Genomic DNA, 18,435 nt, shown 5'->3' on the forward strand with positions numbered 1-18,435 from the left:
CTAACGGGTAATCACATCCAGCTCTGCATAACCTGCCGCATCGTTCTGCTGGGTATTGTGTAACGCACGCAGCCTGATATAACGGGCTTTTACCGGCTTAAATTCCTTCACCTGCCACAATGGGTTATTTTTAATATTGGAAAACTCTCCTTCATCTGCTATTTTCCATTCTTTATTATCTTCTGATACATAGAACTGGTAGTGCGTAATAATCCCCTCTGTGCTGCCCTGGCCGGGCAGATATTTGAAACCGGATACATTCTCTGTTTTACCCATATCAATATCAATATCTGCCGGCAGCTTTTTGTCACGTTCCTGGTACCATGCCGTTGCAGGGTCCCCGTCTATCACACGGTTAACTTTATCGTCCTTAATACCTGATATTTTCCAGTCCTTCCTGGATATGTCAAATTTCTCCCCTGCTACGGCACTGCTTTTTTTCGATATGGGATCATAAACGATCGCCTTTACGTTCACTTTTCCATCCGTTTGTACAGGTCCTTCGTACCGCTTTGCATCCTTTGTGGGCTGGCTGCCATCCAGTGTATAATAAATAACAGATCCCTTATCAGCGGGCCTGATATACACTGTCCCCGACTGATCCCTGATAATTTCAGGGGCTATCAGAATAGGAGGTGCATTATATACTCCTATATTGGATATGAGCGGGCAGCTTTTTGCAGCTGTAATGGTAAAACGTAGCTGTGCAGCAGTTACAGCCGGAAAAAGCAGGATACGTTTGTAACCAATAGTAGTTCCATTAGCCAGCTCTTTCCAGCTGCCACCAACCAACCCCTCAACCTTAAAAGCTTTTACCCGCTGGCCTAATCTTATATATTCCTGGGCGAGAAAACGGTTAAAAGTAGTGGGCTTGCCAAAGTCTATAGTTAGCGATGCGGCTGTTATTGCATCATCGGTTGCCCAATAGGTGTTCTTATTTCCGTCCACTGCCATACTTGCGCCGAATGTTTTTACATTACCGCGCACATTTGAAGCGCTCACTTTTTTCTTTTCAGCAAAGTTCACCGCAAATGCTTCCTTTACGGCTTTTGCCAGCGCCAGCACCGCCTTCTCATCTGTTTCATGGATCAGGCCTCTCCTGTCCACAGGAAAGTTCAGCAACAGGGCGCCGTTACGTCCAAAAGAGCTGTAGTAGGTGTTCAGCAGATCGGGCAGGGATTTTACGCGGCTGTCTTCATAGGCATGATAGAACCATCCGGGACGGATGGAGGTATTAACCTCAGCCGGCACCCAGGAATCACCGTTCTCCACGCCATGATGTAACATATCATACGGTACTTCTCCGGTAGCATTCAGCAGGCTCCAGTTCGTTTCCCCCACATAACCACCCTCTGTGCCTACCCAGCGCAGGTCGCCGCGCTCCCCGCCGTCGTTCCATATAACGATCTTTGGCTGCAGCTGGCGTATGAGCTTATAAGTGTTCTTCCAGTCATAATAGGTAGTCCGGTCTATTTTCCGGGTTTCCCTGGCGCCGCCGTAATAACCCGAACCACCATTAGCTCCGTCAAACCATATTTCAAAAATATCCCCATAGTTTGTAAGCAGCTCTTTCAGCTGATTCCTGAAGTAAGTGATGTATTCCGGTGTTCCATACACCGCGCTGTTCCGGTCCCAGGGAGATAAATAAATACCCAGCTTCAGGCCATATTCCTTACACGCATTTGCCAGGTCACGAACAATATCCCCTTTGCCACCGCGCCAGGAAGAATTTTTAACAGAATATTCGGTGTACTTTGATGGCCATAAACAAAATCCTGAATGGTGTTTGGCTGTAAGAATAATACCCTTCATACCCGCCTCTTTACAAACACGGGCCCACTGACGGCAATCCAGGTTTACGGGGTTAAAAATTTTAGGATCGTCTTCACCATATCCCCACTCCTGGTCTGTAAAAGTATTGGTAGATAAATGGATGAATGCGTAATATTCCATTTCCTGCCATTTCATCTGGTTTTCAGAGGGAACCGGACCGCAGAGACCGGGGGCGGTGGTTTGAGCATAACCACTCACAGCTAAACATGCTATTACCGTTATTGCCTTACAAATTTTCCGAATCATACTATTATTAATCTTTAGCTCAAAGTATTATTTCCCTCTAATCTACTTTAATAATCTTAGATGTTTTTAACCAATTCTGCAGCATGCATTGGATAACATGCGTAAGGAGTTTTTCATAACATTCGTGGTTTTCAGGGTGGTTAAATTCTTATTAAATTCAGAAAGTAAACATCGTTCTCTCGGATTTCCAGCTCCTTTGAAAAAGGGGTTCCTTCTTTCACTTTTATGATCTCTTTTGAAACCGGCCTGCCGTCATTCTGCGATTTAATCTGCTCCACCTGCTGCCTGGTAAGCTGTGCGGGTTTCTCCAGGGAGAGATAAGTGGAATAAGCATCGTTGCAGTGATAACCTACTTTATATACTTCAAGCGCATACGTTCCGGCAGGTACGTTTGCAATATTGAGCTTCAATTTTCCTTTTGGCTTTGAAGGAAGATCACGGATATAATATTGCTGATTATGTACGGAATCTCCAGGATGCGTGTTGGTAAAATCCCAGGCCAGCGCCTGTATATTTCCGGTTGAATCCCTGCAAACCCATGAAGTGGGATCTGTATTTGCCAATTCAATATTTCCCAGCCGGTTCATAAACTGGTATGCATAGAATACAGGTTTGTTAATACCCTGGATGTTCAGCATTCCAAAACCTCCATGAAAGGGTGTAAAGCGGGGGCCGGGCTCTTCAAAAATATCTGTAAACACCCAGTACGACATTGAGCTGGCAGCCGTACCAACCTGTTTCAGCTTTTGCAGTACATAGGCTGCTTCGTGATAGCTGTCATGAATAGGATCAGCCGGAGTATAGGATGCGCTCCATTCGGTGTAATGGAGCTCCAGGTCAGGCATTGACGAAGCGGCAATTTCTTTTCGTGACTGCAGCACATCACCACTCACACTCATGGGGCTTTTATCGAGCACGGTACCTGAATTGCCAAATTCGTCGAGATATCCCTGCTTTACACCATAGGCATGAGTGCTTATAAAATCTATAGGTACATTATTCTTCCGGCAGTATGCAATCATTTCCGGTTCCCAGGCAGCACCGGCGGTTCCCGGCCCTCCAACGCGATAAGATGAATTAACGCTTTTAATAGCTTTAGCACTATAGGTGTATAATTTGAAGTAGTCTTCCTGCGTCCCTGCCCAGAAACCATCCAGGTTAGGCTCATTCCAAACTTCAAAATACCAGGTCTTTACTTCGCTGGCGCCGTAACGTTCTGTAAAATGCCGGGTAAGATCCTGCACCAGTGCGCCCCATTTTTCGTAATCCTTCGGAGGAGTTACATTACCCCGCCACCAGAAGATGGTTTTGGAGCCACTGGCCAGCGCCGAAGGCATAAAGCCCAGCTCAATAAAGGGTTTCATGCCAATGCTTTGTAAAAAATCAACCAAAGCATCAATATACATATAGTTGTAAACCGGCTTACCTTTACTATCCTCTGTATATACAGCCATGTCATCTGTTAACAGCCCGTGCATGCGGATATACCTGAAACCACATTCTTTTCTTACATATGCAAGCTGCTGCTGCCAATCTGCCCGTAACCCTTCGTTGGCACGGCCTGCGCCCACACACTCATTGAACATGGTATTGAGCTTCCCTGCTGTTTTGTTGAAATCAATATTAATTGCCCGTTCCTGCACGGCCAGCCCGCTGCGTTTTGCCGTTTGGGCAACCAGTGTTCCTGAAATGGAAGCAAACAGGGTCGTCAACAGGATTAGATTCTTTTTCATTCTTAAAGCCTTTTATCTTTCTTATAACTATTCAGTCCAGACCAGCACTCCACCGGGTTGCAATACTTTTTCACCTACCATAATCCTGGCTGTTCCAGGCATGTTCATGGTATAACTATCCGGGGAATAATTTACCGCTACATAAAAACCATCCCGCCAGTAAACATATATGCCGGGCGGATAATTTTCAGTGGCAGCGCCTGCACTGGTATAAATGCCGCGCAGCACGTCCTGTTCCAGTTTTGAATCATCTGTATCCACACCTATATAGGTTACAGTGCCTTTACCAACCTTATGTTTTACTACTGCTGCTTTTCCTTTATAAAACTGGTTATCGAATACAGCAAGTGTTTCCGTGTTCTTATCCGGCGCCAGCAGATCGGCCCAGTTGTTCCAGCCGTAATGGTCCTGTCCCATAAGGATCTCTCCTTTGCCGGTATTTGAAAGCATATCGGTTGCTTTTACCTGCGCCCCTATAAGTGCGGATATGGGAGCAGCCCATTCCGCCTCCCAAAAATGTCCCACGCGGTCTTTGGTTGCGGTACGGCAGGTAATGATCAAATGCCCTCCATTTGCCGCATATTCACTCCATTTCTTCACCAAAGCACTGTCAGCCATTTCGTAGGCTGGTACTATCACAAACCTGTATTTAGACAGGTCAGCGGTTTCGGGGATCACATCTGCCGGCGCACCGAATGATTTTGCTATTTCAAGGAATTTAACCGGGTAATTCCAGGTATCCCATTGCCAGGTTTGTTTTTGCCGGTCAATAGTCCAGTAATTTTCCAGGTTCCACAGAATGGCCGTTGACCGGGCGGCCAGCTTTGCCGGCATGGTAACACCCGGCTTATATTGTTTGCGCAGCGCTTTTATTTCTTTCATGAATTGCATATACTCCTCACCGCCCTGTGAAGGGGTTACACCATCCGGTTGTATTACGCCGGCATGGTATTGCTCTGCACTATAATTGATCTGGCGGAACCGGTAAGAAGAGGCCAGTTTTCCACCTGCAGCAAAGGTGTGGTACAGCCACATACGTACGGTACCCGGTAAAAGCAGCGGGTTGTAGCTGCCCCAGTTCACCGGCCCGGGCTGAATTTCCATTACGCCGGATACGCCACCTACGGTTTTATAATATTCAGCGGCAAAGAGAATTACCTTACTGTTTCCCAAACGAAAGCCCAGCTCCCCGATATTATTGCTGCCTCCATTCGGATAAGCGGTATAAGTGGCAAAATCAAGCTTATTCGTCCGCCGCGGATCAGCACCTGTGGAAACCGCTGTATAGTTGGTTGTTACAAACTGCTCCTTAGAAATGTAGCTCCGCAATGTTGCTGCCTCAAAATCCAGGAACTCCGCCTGGGCATCTGCCGAATATCTTTTAAAATCAAGCAAGGCATGCGGGTTATTGCCCCACCAGCCTACCAGGTTGGTATTAGGAATGATAACCTGGTCAAAACTATCGTACCACTGGCTCCAGAACGCAGCGCCCCAGGCAGCATTCAATGCCTCAATGGTTTTGTATTTGCTCTTTAGCCATTGCCGGAAGGCTTCCTGCGAAGAGGGACTATAATCGGGTTTAGCATCCGGCTCATTATCCAGCTGCCAGCCGGTCACATTTTTATGCTGTCCATAGCGTTTAGCCATTTCTGTTACAATGGCTGCTACAAACCGCCGGTAGGCAGGATTAACAATTGACCCTAACCCGCGTGTGCCATGCTCAGCGCGGATATAATGGCCATCCATTACAAAAGTTTCAGGATATTTAACCCTCATCCAGGCAGGGGTGGCTGCAGAAGGTGTGCACATCATCACTTTCAGGTTGTATTTCGTGCAAAGCGCTATTACCTTATCCAGCCAGTTAAATTCAAATTTCCCTTCTTCGGGTTCCATTTTAAACCAGGCAAACTCCGCCAGGTGCACAAACTCATAACCCATACCGGCAATCTTCTTTATATCCCGTTCCCATTGATTTTCGTTCCAATGCTCAGGATAATAATAGATGCCGGTTGTGATGAGATCTTTCTCAGGAAAAAAGCGGTTGCCTTCCTGCGCAGCTGCGTTTAATCCTGAGATCAGAAGAGTTATAACAAAGAGTATTGCGTATTTATTCATCTGAAGATCTGTTGTTTGTAATAGTATTTGCTTTAATGCTGATAGTACTTTCCGGCAAACCGGGTGAACTAACCGCAAGCTTAATATCCCCGGTACGCTGCGTACTGCGGATCACAGCTAATGCCCTTCCGTGCCATGCTTTACGTGAATCCCCTACATAGGGATCAGTATCTTTGATGTCGGCATTCGCTATTCCTGCAATAACCGCCGGTCCGTCTATTTTAAAATGCAAACGGTTTGCAGCATTGGGCTGAAATATTCCATCCTTGTCCGTTATTTCAATGGTAACATAAACCAGGTCCTCCCCGTTTGCCAGTATTTCTTTCCGGTCGGCAGTGAGTTTTATTGCTGCTGCAGCACCGGCCGTTTGGAGCGTGGCCGATCCAGCTTCCTTATTACTTTCCACACCAACTGCTTTCAGTACACCTGGTGAATAAGGCACAGAGAAGGTTGCCTTAAACTGTTGTTCAATGGTGGTTAGCTGTTCATCAATAAGCTTGTTGTTGAGGTAAAGCCGGACTTTGGGATATTTGGAATAAACTTCCACCTGCACATTCCTGCCCTCAGATCCCGGCCATGTCCAGCTTTCCCAGGTAGGCCATACGGACCACCAGGTTTCTTTGATCTCAATGGGTTCCGGAGCCGGCTCCCTGACAGCCATGTAGAGCTTTTCATCATTATTATACAACATGCTTCTATAATGCGATATGGGTTTTCTCCATCCAACCAGGTCTATATCACCACAATAAGCAGCATGCCAGGGGAAAAAATCATGCTCCCAATGTTCGCCGGGAACATCGCCGGAGTAGTACCAGCGGCCTATTCCCGATTCGCCCAGGTAATCAATGGCTGTCCACACAAAATCTCCGATAACATAACTGTTATCCTGTACCAGCTTCCAGTTTGTAAAGGCATCTTTCGGGTAGGATTCCGTTTGAACGATCATACGTGAAGGAACCCGTTGATGGTCTGAGGGTGCAGCAAACAGGTGATAATTATAACCGGCAACATCGTGTACCGCCATCAGCGGATCAAACGCTGCCCAATCCTTACCATTTTCTACAATAGCCGATGTAACGGGGCGTGAACTATCTATTTTCTTTATACATTCTGCAAGCATTTTTGCAGTATTTACTGCTTCAGGCTCACTTCTCTCCGGTATCTCATTACCTATACTCCACATAATAACAGCGGGATGATTACGATCGCGCAGCACCATTGATCCCAGATCACGGCTCCACCACTTATCAAAATACATGGCATAATCATGCTTTGTTTTTCCCTTTCTCCAGCAATCAAATGCTTCATCCATCACCAGCATACCCAATTTATCACAAGCATCTAAAAAAGCTTCGGAAGGGGGATTATGGGAAGTTCTTACCGCGTTGAACCCGGCAGCCTTCAGCTGCTCAACCTTGCGTTCCTCTGCACGGTCAAAAGCGGCAGCGCCTAAGCAACCATTATCATGATGGGCACAGCCACCGTTTATTTTTACCGTTTTGCCATTAAGCTGAAACCCATTTTCAGCAGTAAACTTTATAGAACGGATGCCGAAAGCGGTTTGGGTATCGTCCACTACCTTTTTATCCTGTAACACCTGGATCTGTGCCTGGTATAAATTGGGAGCCTCCGGTGACCAAAGCAAAGGCGCCGGTACCTGTATGGTTTGGGTAATTTCCTTTTCACTATTAGCGGGCAGCTCCACCTTCACCTGGTCGGCGCCTGCATTTTTTGAATTTTTATTCCAGAGAAGGGTTTTAAGCACAATACTTTGGGCAGTAGCTGTTTCATTTTTCACCTGCGTTCTTACCTGTACAGCTGCCTTTTTTGAAGTAACATCGGGCGTTGAAATTGCAACACCCCATTGCGCCACATGCACGGGGCCCGTAACCATCATCCAAACATGGCGATAGATCCCGGAGCCGCTATACCAGCGGCTGTTCATCTGCTGAGAATTATCTACCCTTACTGCTATAACATTCTCCTGCCCAAACTCCAAAAAAGGGGAAAGGTCATAACTAAACGAAGAATAGCCGTATGGGTAAATACCAAGAGATTGCCCATTGATAAAAACCTCGGAGTTCATGTAAACACCCTCGAAATAAATGGAGATATGTTTATCCTTCCATTCCCCCGGAACCTGAAAGGTTTTCCGGTACCAGCCTACACCTGCAGGAAAGTATCCGCCTCCACCTCCCGTTGGATTTTTGGGACTTATATTTCCTTCTATGCTCCAATCATGCGGTAAATTGAGGTTACGCCAACCTTCATCTCTGAAGTCTTTTAACCTGGCTTCAGGAATATCGCCTAAAAAGAACTTCCAGCTATCATCAAATAATTGCTTCCGGACAAGAGGGCCGGAAGGATCTGCTTTGGGTAAAGCTATCCGGGCATAACATAACGACTGGAAAAAAAATGTTGCAATCAATGCCGCTACAACTCCTGTAAACTTTTTCATGTATTACAATTCCTGTAAATTCTATTTAACTAAAATTTTCACCGAGCCTGAAATATTATTTGATGCATTGCCGATGTGTAATACAAATTCACCTGCTTCCACGTTCCAGGCCTTTTGGGCTTCGTCATAAAAAGCCAGATCCGCAACTTTTACATTCAGCTCAAGTGTTTTTGCTTCCCCAGGCCGCAGAAAAGTTTTTTCAAAAGCCTTCAGCTCTTTTCCGGGGCGCAAAACAGCACAAACCGGATCGCTGACGTAGAGCTGTGCAACCTCTGCTCCATACCGGGAGCCTGTATTTTTTACGGTGCATTTTGCATGGATGGTCTCTCCTTTTCCATAGCTGGTTTTGTCCGTAGAAAAATGACTTATTGAAAAACCGGTATAAGAAAGCCCATAACCAAATGGGAATTGAGGAACAATTTTCTTTGTATCAAACCAACGGTATCCTACTAAAATATCTTCCTCATAATTTACCTGGAGGTTTTTACCCGGAAAATTGCCTAATGCATGAGCGGGTGATTGGTCCAGGGATACCGGCAATGTGAACGGCAGCTTACCGGATGGATTTACTTTACCGCTCAGCAGATCAGCAACAGCATTCCCGGCCTCCATTCCACCGAACCATGACCATAATATAGCAGGCACGCGATAAACAATCCCTGATAACTTTACCGGTGAACCGGCAATAATAACAACCACTGTTTTAGGGTTTGCTTTGGCCACTTCACGGATCAGCACATCCTGCCCGTAAGGCAGGTCCATATTTTGCTTATCGGAAGATTCTGTATCAAAATCATGATTTAAGCCTCCGAAAATGATCACAACTTCCGATTCCTTTGCCACTGCTACCGCTTCATCGATCAGCTTCCAGTTAACCCTATCCGAGCTGGTTTGCCCGGCATTGCTGCCTTCTTTGAAAGTGGATTGCTTTTCATACCCCTGTGCAAAATTTATTTTCACCGCAGCTCCAAATTTTTTCCGGATAGCGTCCAGCGGAGTGATTTCATACAGGGCTTTTATTTCGGAGCTAAGCCCGCCATTGCAATGCTTACGTGTAGCATTATCTCCAATCACGGCAATGGATCTTATTTTATTGAAATCCAGCGGAAGCAGGTGCCCGTTGTTTTGCAATAACACGGCTGCTTCAGCGGCATCGTTATATGCGGCCTGCTGATGCTGCGGCGTATTCATTGTTCCTTTTTCCCGTTTTTCTTCATCAAACATTTTTGTTTTTATCATCACCCGCAGCACATTTGCTACTTTTTCATCCACAATGGCCACAGGCACTTTCCCTTCTTCCACTGCGCGGATCAATGGATCAGCGAAATACCATTCGTTGTAATCCCTTTTATCCGTTCCCATTTCCAGGTCAAGGCCGGTTAAGGCGGATTTTATGGTTGAATGTGCGGCCGCCCAGTCGGTCATCAGCACGCCTTTAAAACCAAATTCTTTACGAAGGATCTCCCTATTCAGATACTCATTCTCAGCACACCAGTTCCCTCTGAACTTATTGTATGCGGCCATTACGGTGTAGGCTCCGCCTTCGGTTACCGACGCTTTAAATGCCGGCAAATAAATTTCACGCAATGCCCTTTCGCTCATATGCACGTCAATAGAATCCCTGTGCGTTTCCTGGTTATTAGCCAGCCAGTGTTTTACACTTACCGCCACATCTTTTGACTGCAATGCTTTGATATAGGCAACCGACATTCTTGAAATAAGGAACGGATCTTCGCTCATGTACTCGAAATTCCTTCCACAAAGCGGCGAACGGATGATGTTGATACCGGGCCCCAATAAGATATCTTTTTTCCGGAAACGTGCTTCTTCACCCAATACAATTCCACGCTCATAAGCCAGCCGGGGATTCCAGGTAGCTGCCAGGGCTGTACCTGGTGGGAAACAGGTAGCGGAATCATTGGTCCATCCGGCATAAGCCCAGTTATGCCGGTTTATTTCCGCACGCACGCCGTGAGGCCCATCGCTCAATGCCCATTCAGGAATACTTAATCTTTTTATTCCCGATACATAAAATTTTGAATTTCCATGCAGGAGGCTAACTTTTTCCGCCAGCGTCATTTGGCTGATCCATGAGCGGATCTTTTCCTCCTGCATTTTTTCGTTTGTCAAAAGCTGCGCATGGGCCATACCTGCCATCATTACGCCTGCTAAACCGAGCACAAATTGCCTTACTGCTTTTTTCAATTTCATTAAATTTCCAGTTCAGTTATTTACCACCCGCCACAATGGCGTCAATGGTGCGTTGATCCAGCACGGTATTATTCCGCCTGTCCAAAGCACCACCTGTATCCCAGTAAAAAGGTTTAAGACCATTAGCTATGGCCTGTTTGGTTACATAGGTCAGCCAATAATCCACGGCATCATTGTGGGTGGCCAGATCTTTGGGGATATACTTACTGTTACCACGCCTGTAGGTTCCATATTCGCCCATTATAACAGGGATCTGTTTATCGGTGTATTTCGTTTTCATTCTGGCCATGGAGGCGTTCACATCACTTTCCTCTCCCCAGGTGGCATTGCGCTCAGGCTCAATGGTTGAATGATGCCCGGTACCCCAGTAGTAAAACATTTTACCCCAGGTGGCGTCGCCATCCATCAGCAAACAGAACTGGGAAGGGGAATAATAATGTACTTCCACCATCATGCGGTCTTTCGCAGGATCTGTGGGAAGGGTATTCATCAGGTCATATGTTTTTTCAATATTCGTTGAGGGCCCCTGCACCACCAACACCCGGTAGCTGTTACGTCCGCCGGTGGAACGCACTGCGTTAACGAAGGTTTGATGATAGCTGGCCAATACTGCCACCTGATCAGCATTGTCGGCAGCGGGTTCATTGGCGCTTGCAAACATTAAGTGCTCATCAAAATCACGCATGGCCGTAGCAATCTGTTCCCAGAAAGCCTGTTGCTTGGCATTCACCGAATCCTTCTTCTGGGCGTTAATATTGTTTTCCAGCCAGCCACCGTCCCAATGGATATTGAGCAGCACATACATATCGTTATTCACACAATATTGCACCACCTGTTTTACCCGGTTAAGCCAGGTATCCTGGATCTTAGCGGTGGCTTTATCGGAATAATAGTCCCATGAACAGGGCAGGCGGATGGCGTTAAATCCCTGCGCTTTTACAGCCTTGATATAACTTTCACTGATCTGAGGATTTCCCCAGGCGGTTTCCCCGCCAATTGCTTCCAGCGTATTTCCAATGTTCCAGCCCAGCTTAAATTTGGCAGCCAATTGCACGGCGGTACTTCCCATGCCGGTTGCATCAGCCGCTGCGGGCGATGTATTATAGCCAGGATATAAGCTACTGGCTTGTGTTACATTGATCCTGCGCACCTGGCTATTTCCCGCGTTAACCTCCAGCACTGCTGAACGGGAAGCGCCTGTAGTATTGGCTGCAGCGGTCAATTGAATGGAAGCAGGGCTGCTATTGCCGCCTGTTTTGCTCAATTGCAGCCAGGAAGAAGCGGGGTTGCTGATGTTCCATTGTACGTTACTGGTGATAGTAACATCAGATGCGCCCCCATTTGCCTGAAAAACAATTTCAGATGAAGAAACCGACAATTCGGGCGTAATAACATTCTTTTTACTACAGTATGCCGACATTACAGCCATAATTATAAGGCCTGTAAGCGCATACCAACTTCTGGTTTTCATATTTGTGTATTTGGTTAAAAATTTTGCCTTATTTAATCTTCACTATCCGGATATTATCAATAGCGGCCTTTAGGCCGGAAGCCGATGGTGAAGCGGAAAAGTTCTTGGTCTGAATATTTATTGCTCCATTGCCACTGGCGCCCAGCAAAGCGATCAGGCTTGCAGCGGCCGAACCTTTACCGTCATTGTTCCTGAACATGGATAATGGAATGGTTACGGTACGCCAGCCCTTTGTAGTGAAAGCAGTTACCGTGTTATTGGTACCCTGCCAGGGCTCATAGCGGGCCATATAGTCAAATGCATAACCTTTTATTACATAAATAGAAGTACCGGTCCATGCGGTGGGAACACTGATCTCAAACTTAAGGCCATAGTCATCCAGTGAAAGGCCTAAGCTATCCACAGGCACCCACTGTACGTCGTTGGTATTCATACTGCGTTGCGAGTCCCACCAGGTGCCATCGCCGGCCGGCAAAATACCATTGCTCAGCACCGCGTAATTGCCCCTGTTGCCGGGAAAATTGACGCTGCTGTTTTCAATGCCGGTACCCCAGCTGAAAGTATTTGTCTTGTCAAAATCACAGAGCATCCCTGTTGTAGCATCATTCACATTAAAGGGAGTGGAAGCTGTGCCGGATTTTGTAACCACCACTACCCGTCCGCTTTGTGTAAGCGCGGGCAATACAAATCCAATGGAAGTACCATCGCCCGCTGTGCTGAATTTCGTAACCGGTGTACCGGCAAAGGTTAGTTCCTGTATAAAAAATAAATTCAACCCGTTGATATAAACGGAATCACCCTCATTGGCATTTTCGTTGGAAATGCTTGTGACGGTGGGCGGCGGGGCTACAATGCCGAATGTAAAGGTGGTAGCCCCCTTGCGGGTAACATAGTGGATGGTATTCAGCTCTTCCGGAGACACGGATGGAAAAGGGATCACCGCGGGTACCAGCACGGCAGCGCTGGTATCAGAGAACATAACGCTATTGATGTTAGCAGGTATGCCATTGAAGGACACCTGTACAGCATCTTTCAAATTATGGCCGATCAATACTACCCATTGACCGGTAGTGATGTTATTCACAAGCGTATCGGCAGGCGAGGCTGCATAATTCCTGACACTTGTTATAACAGGAGCGCCGCCGTCCATTGCCTCCTTCTTACAGCCGGACTGCATGCATGCAAAGGCCACAGCAAGCGCTAAGAACAGTAACCTTCTATAGTTTTGGTTGAATATTATTTTGTTCACGGTATAATGTTTTTAGTATTGCTTAATAATAGGATACCGGTGGCTCCAACAATTTCGGGTTGGCAGTAACCTCAGAAGAAGGTATCGGGAAAGTGAAGCTTTGAATAGTTGCAGGTGTAATAACACCATATGGATCTGCAGGTGTTAAAACACCATTTGGCAGCGTAAATGTTACACGCTTTTCCCCGTTTAATTTACTGATTGCCTTTGCCGGGTTGTAATAAGACAACCTGACCAGGTCTATCCAATATTGCCCCTCTCCTGCCAGCTCAATCCTTCTCTCATTAATCAGGGTATCAATATCTATTTTAGTGGTTGGAGCAATGCCAGCCCTTTCACGCACTTTGTTAAAGTAAAGCAGCGCTTCACCGTCCGCACTGGAACCATTGTTGCCAAGTATGGCTTCAGCATAAAGGAGATACACATCCGCCAGCCTTAATAATACATTGTGTTCTGTAGAGGAGGTCAGGTTCATGGTGGGCGCATTATTATCCTTGTTTGTACCGACAATATGCTTCTTCAAACCGCAATCACCTGTAAATTTATATCCTCCGCCTGCTGCGTTCAGCTCGGGGTAATAATCACCATTGATCATAAAAGTAGCCTTACGTCTTATAGAATCTTTAGTGGTGTAGAGCTGGTACATATCTATAGTTGGGCGGATGTTAAACCAGCCGGCCGAGCCATTGGCAGATATTTCCGTACCACCCGGAGAATAGATCTGCAGCATATTTCCTTCCAGCCAACCACCACCCGGGGCCCATTGTAATGCAAACAATGATTCCGGATTATCATTAAACTGGCTTTTAAAGAGATCGGCATAATTAGCTACCAGCGCCAGGCCGCTATTCTTACATACATTTCCTGCGTATTTTCTTGCACTATCCAGGTAAGCCTGATCCCGGGAGCCGCTGCGGTTTAACCCGGCTGCTGTTAAATAAACCTTGCTTAACATGCCTTGCGCCGACCAGGAAGTAACCCTTCCTGCGGCATCGGCAGGCGGTAGGTTTTCTGCTGCAAAAGTCAGGTCATTAATTGCGAACTTAAATACATCTTCTGTTTTTATGCGGTTGATCAATGGAGATATGATCAGCTTACTGTTATCCTCAATAACAGGTACAGCACCCCATAACACCGCCAGATTATAATAGGCAAATCCACGTATAAAGCGGGCTTCGGCAATAGCAGCATTCTTGTCCTTGTCAGGGATGGTATTGGGCGCCTTTTGCGTGATGGCATTAATGGTAACATTACAGTGTGCAATAACATTATACATCCCTTTCCAGTTAGAGATCATGATGCCATTTAAGCCGGTAATTGTAAAAGTGTTAAGCTGCACGGCATCTCCCCAGTAACCAACCGCCATGTTCCCGCTCAGCACATCGCCTACAGGTAAATAACAGTTATAATTCCAGTCGGCCCAGGGCGTACCGGCATACAATGCAGCTGTTGCCAATCTGAGATCATTGGGAGTTTGATAAAAGTTATCAGCACTTATTTGCGACAGGGGCGGACGATCTAAAAAACTTTTGGAGCATCCTGTTATAACTATTGCAGTTAACAGGAAAGCAATTATTTTGTCCAATATCGATTTCATAACTATTTATATTAAACAGATGAATATTTACTTACTCAATTTGATGTTGGCGCCAATGGTATACACCCGTGGCTGCGGATAATAACCGCCGTCAATACCTGCGCTTAGCGGATCCCAGGATCCGATCTCAGGATCCATTCCCTTGTAGCTTGTAAGAATGAAAGCATTTGAAACGTTGAAATAAACTCTCACATATTTAATATTGGCTTTCGAAATCAGCTTTTCAGGGAGGGTATATCCTAAAGAAATATTCTTACACCGTAAAAAAGTGCCGTTTTCCACAAACTTGTCAGAGTTCCTGTTATTATCATTGGTATTATCATTTCTGATCCCGGGGATCCTGGTATCGGGGTTTGTTACCTGTATATTATTAATATCGGTAGCAGATCCGTTGGGGTCGATCAGGGTTAGCTTTGCATAGTTTGAGAGCGCCCTGAGGTAGCCAAAACTTGTACCAGGATATTCTCCGTTCACACGCAGCTGGTTATATACTTTATTGCCGGTGTTTGCAGTGAAGAATATATTCAGATCAAAATTCTTATAGGAGAAGGTATTATTTAAACCCAGCTGGTATTTAGGTATGGGAGAACCCAGGAACGTTTGATCATGTTCATTAATAACGCCATCACCATTAAAGTCTTTGAATTTCAGATCACCATACCAGATACTGCCACCGGCAGCGCCTACCGGCAGGGGCACACCATTTTTAGTGGGTAATGCGTGGGTCTTAAAATCTTCTTTTGTTGCAAACACGCCTCCGTCAACAACATATCCGTAAAACCCGCCAATAGACCTGCCTACAACCGTTTTACTATACTGCCTGTCCAGTGAGGCGCCATCTGTATTGAGCTTCAGCACCTCATTAATATTGCGCGAAACGGTTACATCTGTTTTCCAGGTAAAACTTTTGCTTTTAACATTGGTTGAGCTAATTCTGAAGTCAAAACCTTTGTTATTAACGGTGCCCACATTTACATACGGGGCATCCAGGGAGCCTGGTGCATAACCGATCGCTGTACCGGAATACAATGGCAGGGGGATCTGTAATACAAGACCATCGGTTCTGCGATTGTAAACGTCCACGGAGAAATTTAATCTCCAGTTAAAAAGCGTACCATCCAGCCCTATGTTTGCATATTTTGTTTTTTCCCATTGTACATACGGATTGCCCACATTCTGGGTAAGCTGTGCAATGCCTGTAAGCCCGGTGGCCACAGTAGCCAGGGTGGAGGTATAGGCATAATCCCGGATATTTTGATTATTCGTTAAACCATAACCCAGGCGCAGCTTTAGTTCATTAATACTTTTTGCAGACTGCAGAAATCCTTCATTATTGATCTTCCAGGCAAATGCTCCTGAGTAGGTATTTACCCAGCGGTTTTCAGAAGCGAACTTTGAAGATCCGTCTGCCCGGAGATTGGCGGTAAACAGGTATTTATCATTGATCCCCAGGTTTATACGGCCAAAGTATGATTCCTGGGCGCTTTGCCCCTTGCTGCCGGAATTGGTGGCGGTAGTAGGATCCCCGCTGCTGATCACCTGCACACTGTTGGATGGGAAATTCGATCTTCCGGCGGAAGAAGCTTCATTGGTGCTTAGCTGCGCTTCATGGCCCAGCAACACATTTACATTGTATTTATCTTTAAACAGATGTGCATAGGTAAAATAGTTCCTGATGGTTGTAAACAGGCTTTGCGAAAAATTATAAGATGCGCTGTTAGTATTATTTTTTACCAGGCCAAAGGTATAGGAAGGGTTAAACCGGTCTTCCGTTGCCATTGAAAAGCTGGCTGTTGCCTCATTCCGGAGGATCAGATCTTTGGTAAAAGCAATTTCTGCATATAAATTACCAAAAAGCTGCTTCCTGTTTACCTGGTCTTTATTAATAAGGGCAATCGCATACGGGTTCACGGTACTATTAACCCATCCATTCGGGTTATAGGCGCCGCCCCAGCTGCCATCCTCATTTTTCACAGCGATATCCGGTGTCTGGCTTAATGCGGTACCAATTACATTAGAGCTGGTTGAATTCACATTTTCTTTGATACTAATAAGCTGCAGGCTGGTACCTATCTTTAGCCAGTTGGTTGTTCTATTGTCAAGGTTCAGCCTTAACGAGATCCTGCGGAAATCGGACCCCAGGGCAATACCTTCCTGGTTGAAATAAGAGCCGGACAGCAGGTATTGTGTTCTTGCATCTCCCCCACTGATTGTCAACGTATGGTTGGACATTGGTGCATTTCTAAAAAGCTCTTTCTGCCAGTTAGTTCCCCCGCCCAGATATTTTGGATTTACAAACTCCGGCCGGGTATCAAAGCCCCAGCCTAAACCTGTATTTCTTTCATTTATAAAAGTGGCATATTCCCTTAAATTCATCACAGGCAGCTTTTTAGGTATTTGCTGGTAGCCGGTATACATATCATAGGAAATGCTTGGCGGAGCGACTTGTCCTCTTTTGGTGGTTATTACTATTACGCCATTTGTTGCCTGGGACCCATAAATTGCCGTTGCAGATGCGTCTTTCAATACATCAATGGATTCAATTTCAGAAGGATTGATACCGGCCAATGGATTGACGCCTGCGCCCAATGTGGCTGTGCCGCCAATAATGACCCCATCTATTACATACATGGGCGAACCTCCGCCAAAAGAAGACAAGCCCCGGATCTGAACAGATACTGCTCCACCTGGCTGACCTGATATTTGCTGAGCTACTAATCCCGGCACCTTTCCCTGTAAGGCCTGATCAAAGGTTACAGGTTGTGTTTTACGGATCTCATCACCGGAAACAGAAGATATGGCGCCGGTAACGTCCGGCCGTTTTATTTTGCCATACCCAATTACCACCACGTCCTCCAGCTGTGAAACATTTTCAGCCAGCTTCACCTGAATGGAAGCGCTTTTATCAACCACTACTTCTTTTTTCAGGTAGCCTATCATTGTAATCACTAATACGTCCCCTGTTGACGCATCGATCGTAAATTTTCCCGCTTCATCGGTGATGGCAAAGCGCCGGGTGCTCTTTACGCTAACCGTTGCTCCCGGAACCGGTGTGGAGTTACTTTGATTGATGATTGTACCACTGATCTTTATTGTTTGTGCAGAGAGGTTTATGCTGAAAAGGGATCCCAAAAGAATACCCAATAGCGGCAGTATTCGCAAGCGAATCATTTTGGTTGACTTCATACTTAATAATTTTAACTTGACTAGATGATTATCCTTTATTCTTCAGCGGGGATGGCATTTCATCCGGATGGATCTGAGCCTGACTGGTTGGGGTGAACCAGCAGGTATAGGGATAGGATAGATAATCTGGTCCGCAGGACCTCCACTATAGGTGGAAGATCCGGTTAATAAGTCCCTGAACAAGGTATAGGCAGACAGGCGAAGCTGCAGCAGTTGTAGTTTCATATACGTGGATTGAATATTGTAAAGTTATTGTTGTACTCTTTGAAACCCGGGGGTCAAATGATTCAACCAGGGGGCTAAAATGTTACAAACAGCCCCCTGGTGAACGATCTA

9 protein-coding genes are annotated in these 18,435 nt (G+C 46.0%); all 9 read right to left on the reverse strand.

What is annotated here, in order from left to right; translation table 11 throughout:
* Positions 1-1,968, reverse strand: a complete 1,968-nt coding sequence (locus tag KVT36_RS23180; RefSeq protein ID WP_254640163.1) for a discoidin domain-containing protein — start codon at positions 1,966-1,968, stop codon at positions 1-3.
* 251 nt (positions 1,969-2,219) lie between these two features.
* On the reverse strand, positions 2,220-3,812 hold the full coding sequence (locus KVT36_RS23185) for a glycoside hydrolase (protein ID WP_217605832.1): 1,593 nt from the start codon (positions 3,810-3,812) through the stop codon (positions 2,220-2,222).
* A 27-nt stretch (positions 3,813-3,839) separates the two neighbouring features.
* Positions 3,840-5,927 carry a beta-galactosidase gene (locus KVT36_RS23190; protein ID WP_217605833.1) on the reverse strand — a complete coding sequence of 696 codons (2,088 nt, stop codon included), beginning with the start codon at positions 5,925-5,927 and terminating at the stop codon, positions 3,840-3,842.
* Entirely contained in the window at positions 5,920-8,385 is a 2,466-nt protein-coding gene (locus KVT36_RS23195) for a sugar-binding domain-containing protein (RefSeq protein ID WP_217605834.1), read from the reverse strand. The genes KVT36_RS23190 and KVT36_RS23195 overlap by 8 nt, the downstream gene beginning before the upstream one ends.
* 21 nt (positions 8,386-8,406) lie before the next feature.
* Positions 8,407-10,596, reverse strand: a complete 2,190-nt coding sequence (locus KVT36_RS23200; RefSeq protein WP_217605835.1) for a glycoside hydrolase family 3 C-terminal domain-containing protein — start codon at positions 10,594-10,596, stop codon at positions 8,407-8,409.
* 16 nt (positions 10,597-10,612) lie between these two features.
* The gene (locus KVT36_RS23205) at positions 10,613-12,067 is read right to left on the reverse strand and encodes a cellulase family glycosylhydrolase (RefSeq protein WP_217605836.1); all 1,455 of its coding nucleotides are present in this window, start codon (positions 12,065-12,067) and stop codon (positions 10,613-10,615) included.
* Between the two features lie 28 nt (positions 12,068-12,095).
* The gene (locus KVT36_RS33035) at positions 12,096-13,316 is read right to left on the reverse strand and encodes a glycan-binding surface protein (RefSeq protein WP_217605837.1); all 1,221 of its coding nucleotides are present in this window, start codon (positions 13,314-13,316) and stop codon (positions 12,096-12,098) included.
* 22 nt (positions 13,317-13,338) lie between these two features.
* A complete protein-coding gene (locus KVT36_RS23215; RefSeq protein WP_217605838.1) occupies positions 13,339-14,913 on the reverse strand; it encodes a RagB/SusD family nutrient uptake outer membrane protein in 1,575 nt (524 codons plus the stop codon).
* 27 nt (positions 14,914-14,940) lie between these two features.
* Positions 14,941-18,099: a TonB-dependent receptor gene (locus KVT36_RS23220; RefSeq protein ID WP_217605839.1), complete on the reverse strand. Its 3,159-nt coding sequence runs from the start codon at positions 18,097-18,099 to the stop codon at positions 14,941-14,943.
* Positions 18,100-18,435: the final 336 nt, after the last annotated feature.

The sequence above is a fragment of the Chitinophaga sp. GbtcB8 genome, assembly GCF_019091455.1.
Lineage (GTDB): Bacteria > Bacteroidota > Bacteroidia > Chitinophagales > Chitinophagaceae > Chitinophaga.

Bases quoted from the DNA above. Each gene is read 5' to 3' on its own strand.
- KVT36_RS23180 (WP_254640163.1), bottom strand. From the start codon at position 1,968: ATGAAATGGCAGGAAATGGAATATTACGCATTCATCCATTTATCTACC.
- KVT36_RS23185 (WP_217605832.1), bottom strand. From the start codon at position 3,812: ATGAAAAAGAATCTAATCCTGTTGACGACCCTGTTTGCTTCCATTTCA.
- KVT36_RS23190 (WP_217605833.1), bottom strand. From the start codon at position 5,927: ATGAATAAATACGCAATACTCTTTGTTATAACTCTTCTGATCTCAGGA.
- KVT36_RS23195 (WP_217605834.1), bottom strand. From the start codon at position 8,385: ATGAAAAAGTTTACAGGAGTTGTAGCGGCATTGATTGCAACATTTTTT.
- KVT36_RS23200 (WP_217605835.1), bottom strand. From the start codon at position 10,596: ATGAAATTGAAAAAAGCAGTAAGGCAATTTGTGCTCGGTTTAGCAGGC.
- KVT36_RS23205 (WP_217605836.1), bottom strand. From the start codon at position 12,067: ATGAAAACCAGAAGTTGGTATGCGCTTACAGGCCTTATAATTATGGCT.
- KVT36_RS23215 (WP_217605838.1), bottom strand. From the start codon at position 14,913: ATGAAATCGATATTGGACAAAATAATTGCTTTCCTGTTAACTGCAATA.
- KVT36_RS23220 (WP_217605839.1), bottom strand. From the start codon at position 18,099: ATGAAGTCAACCAAAATGATTCGCTTGCGAATACTGCCGCTATTGGGT.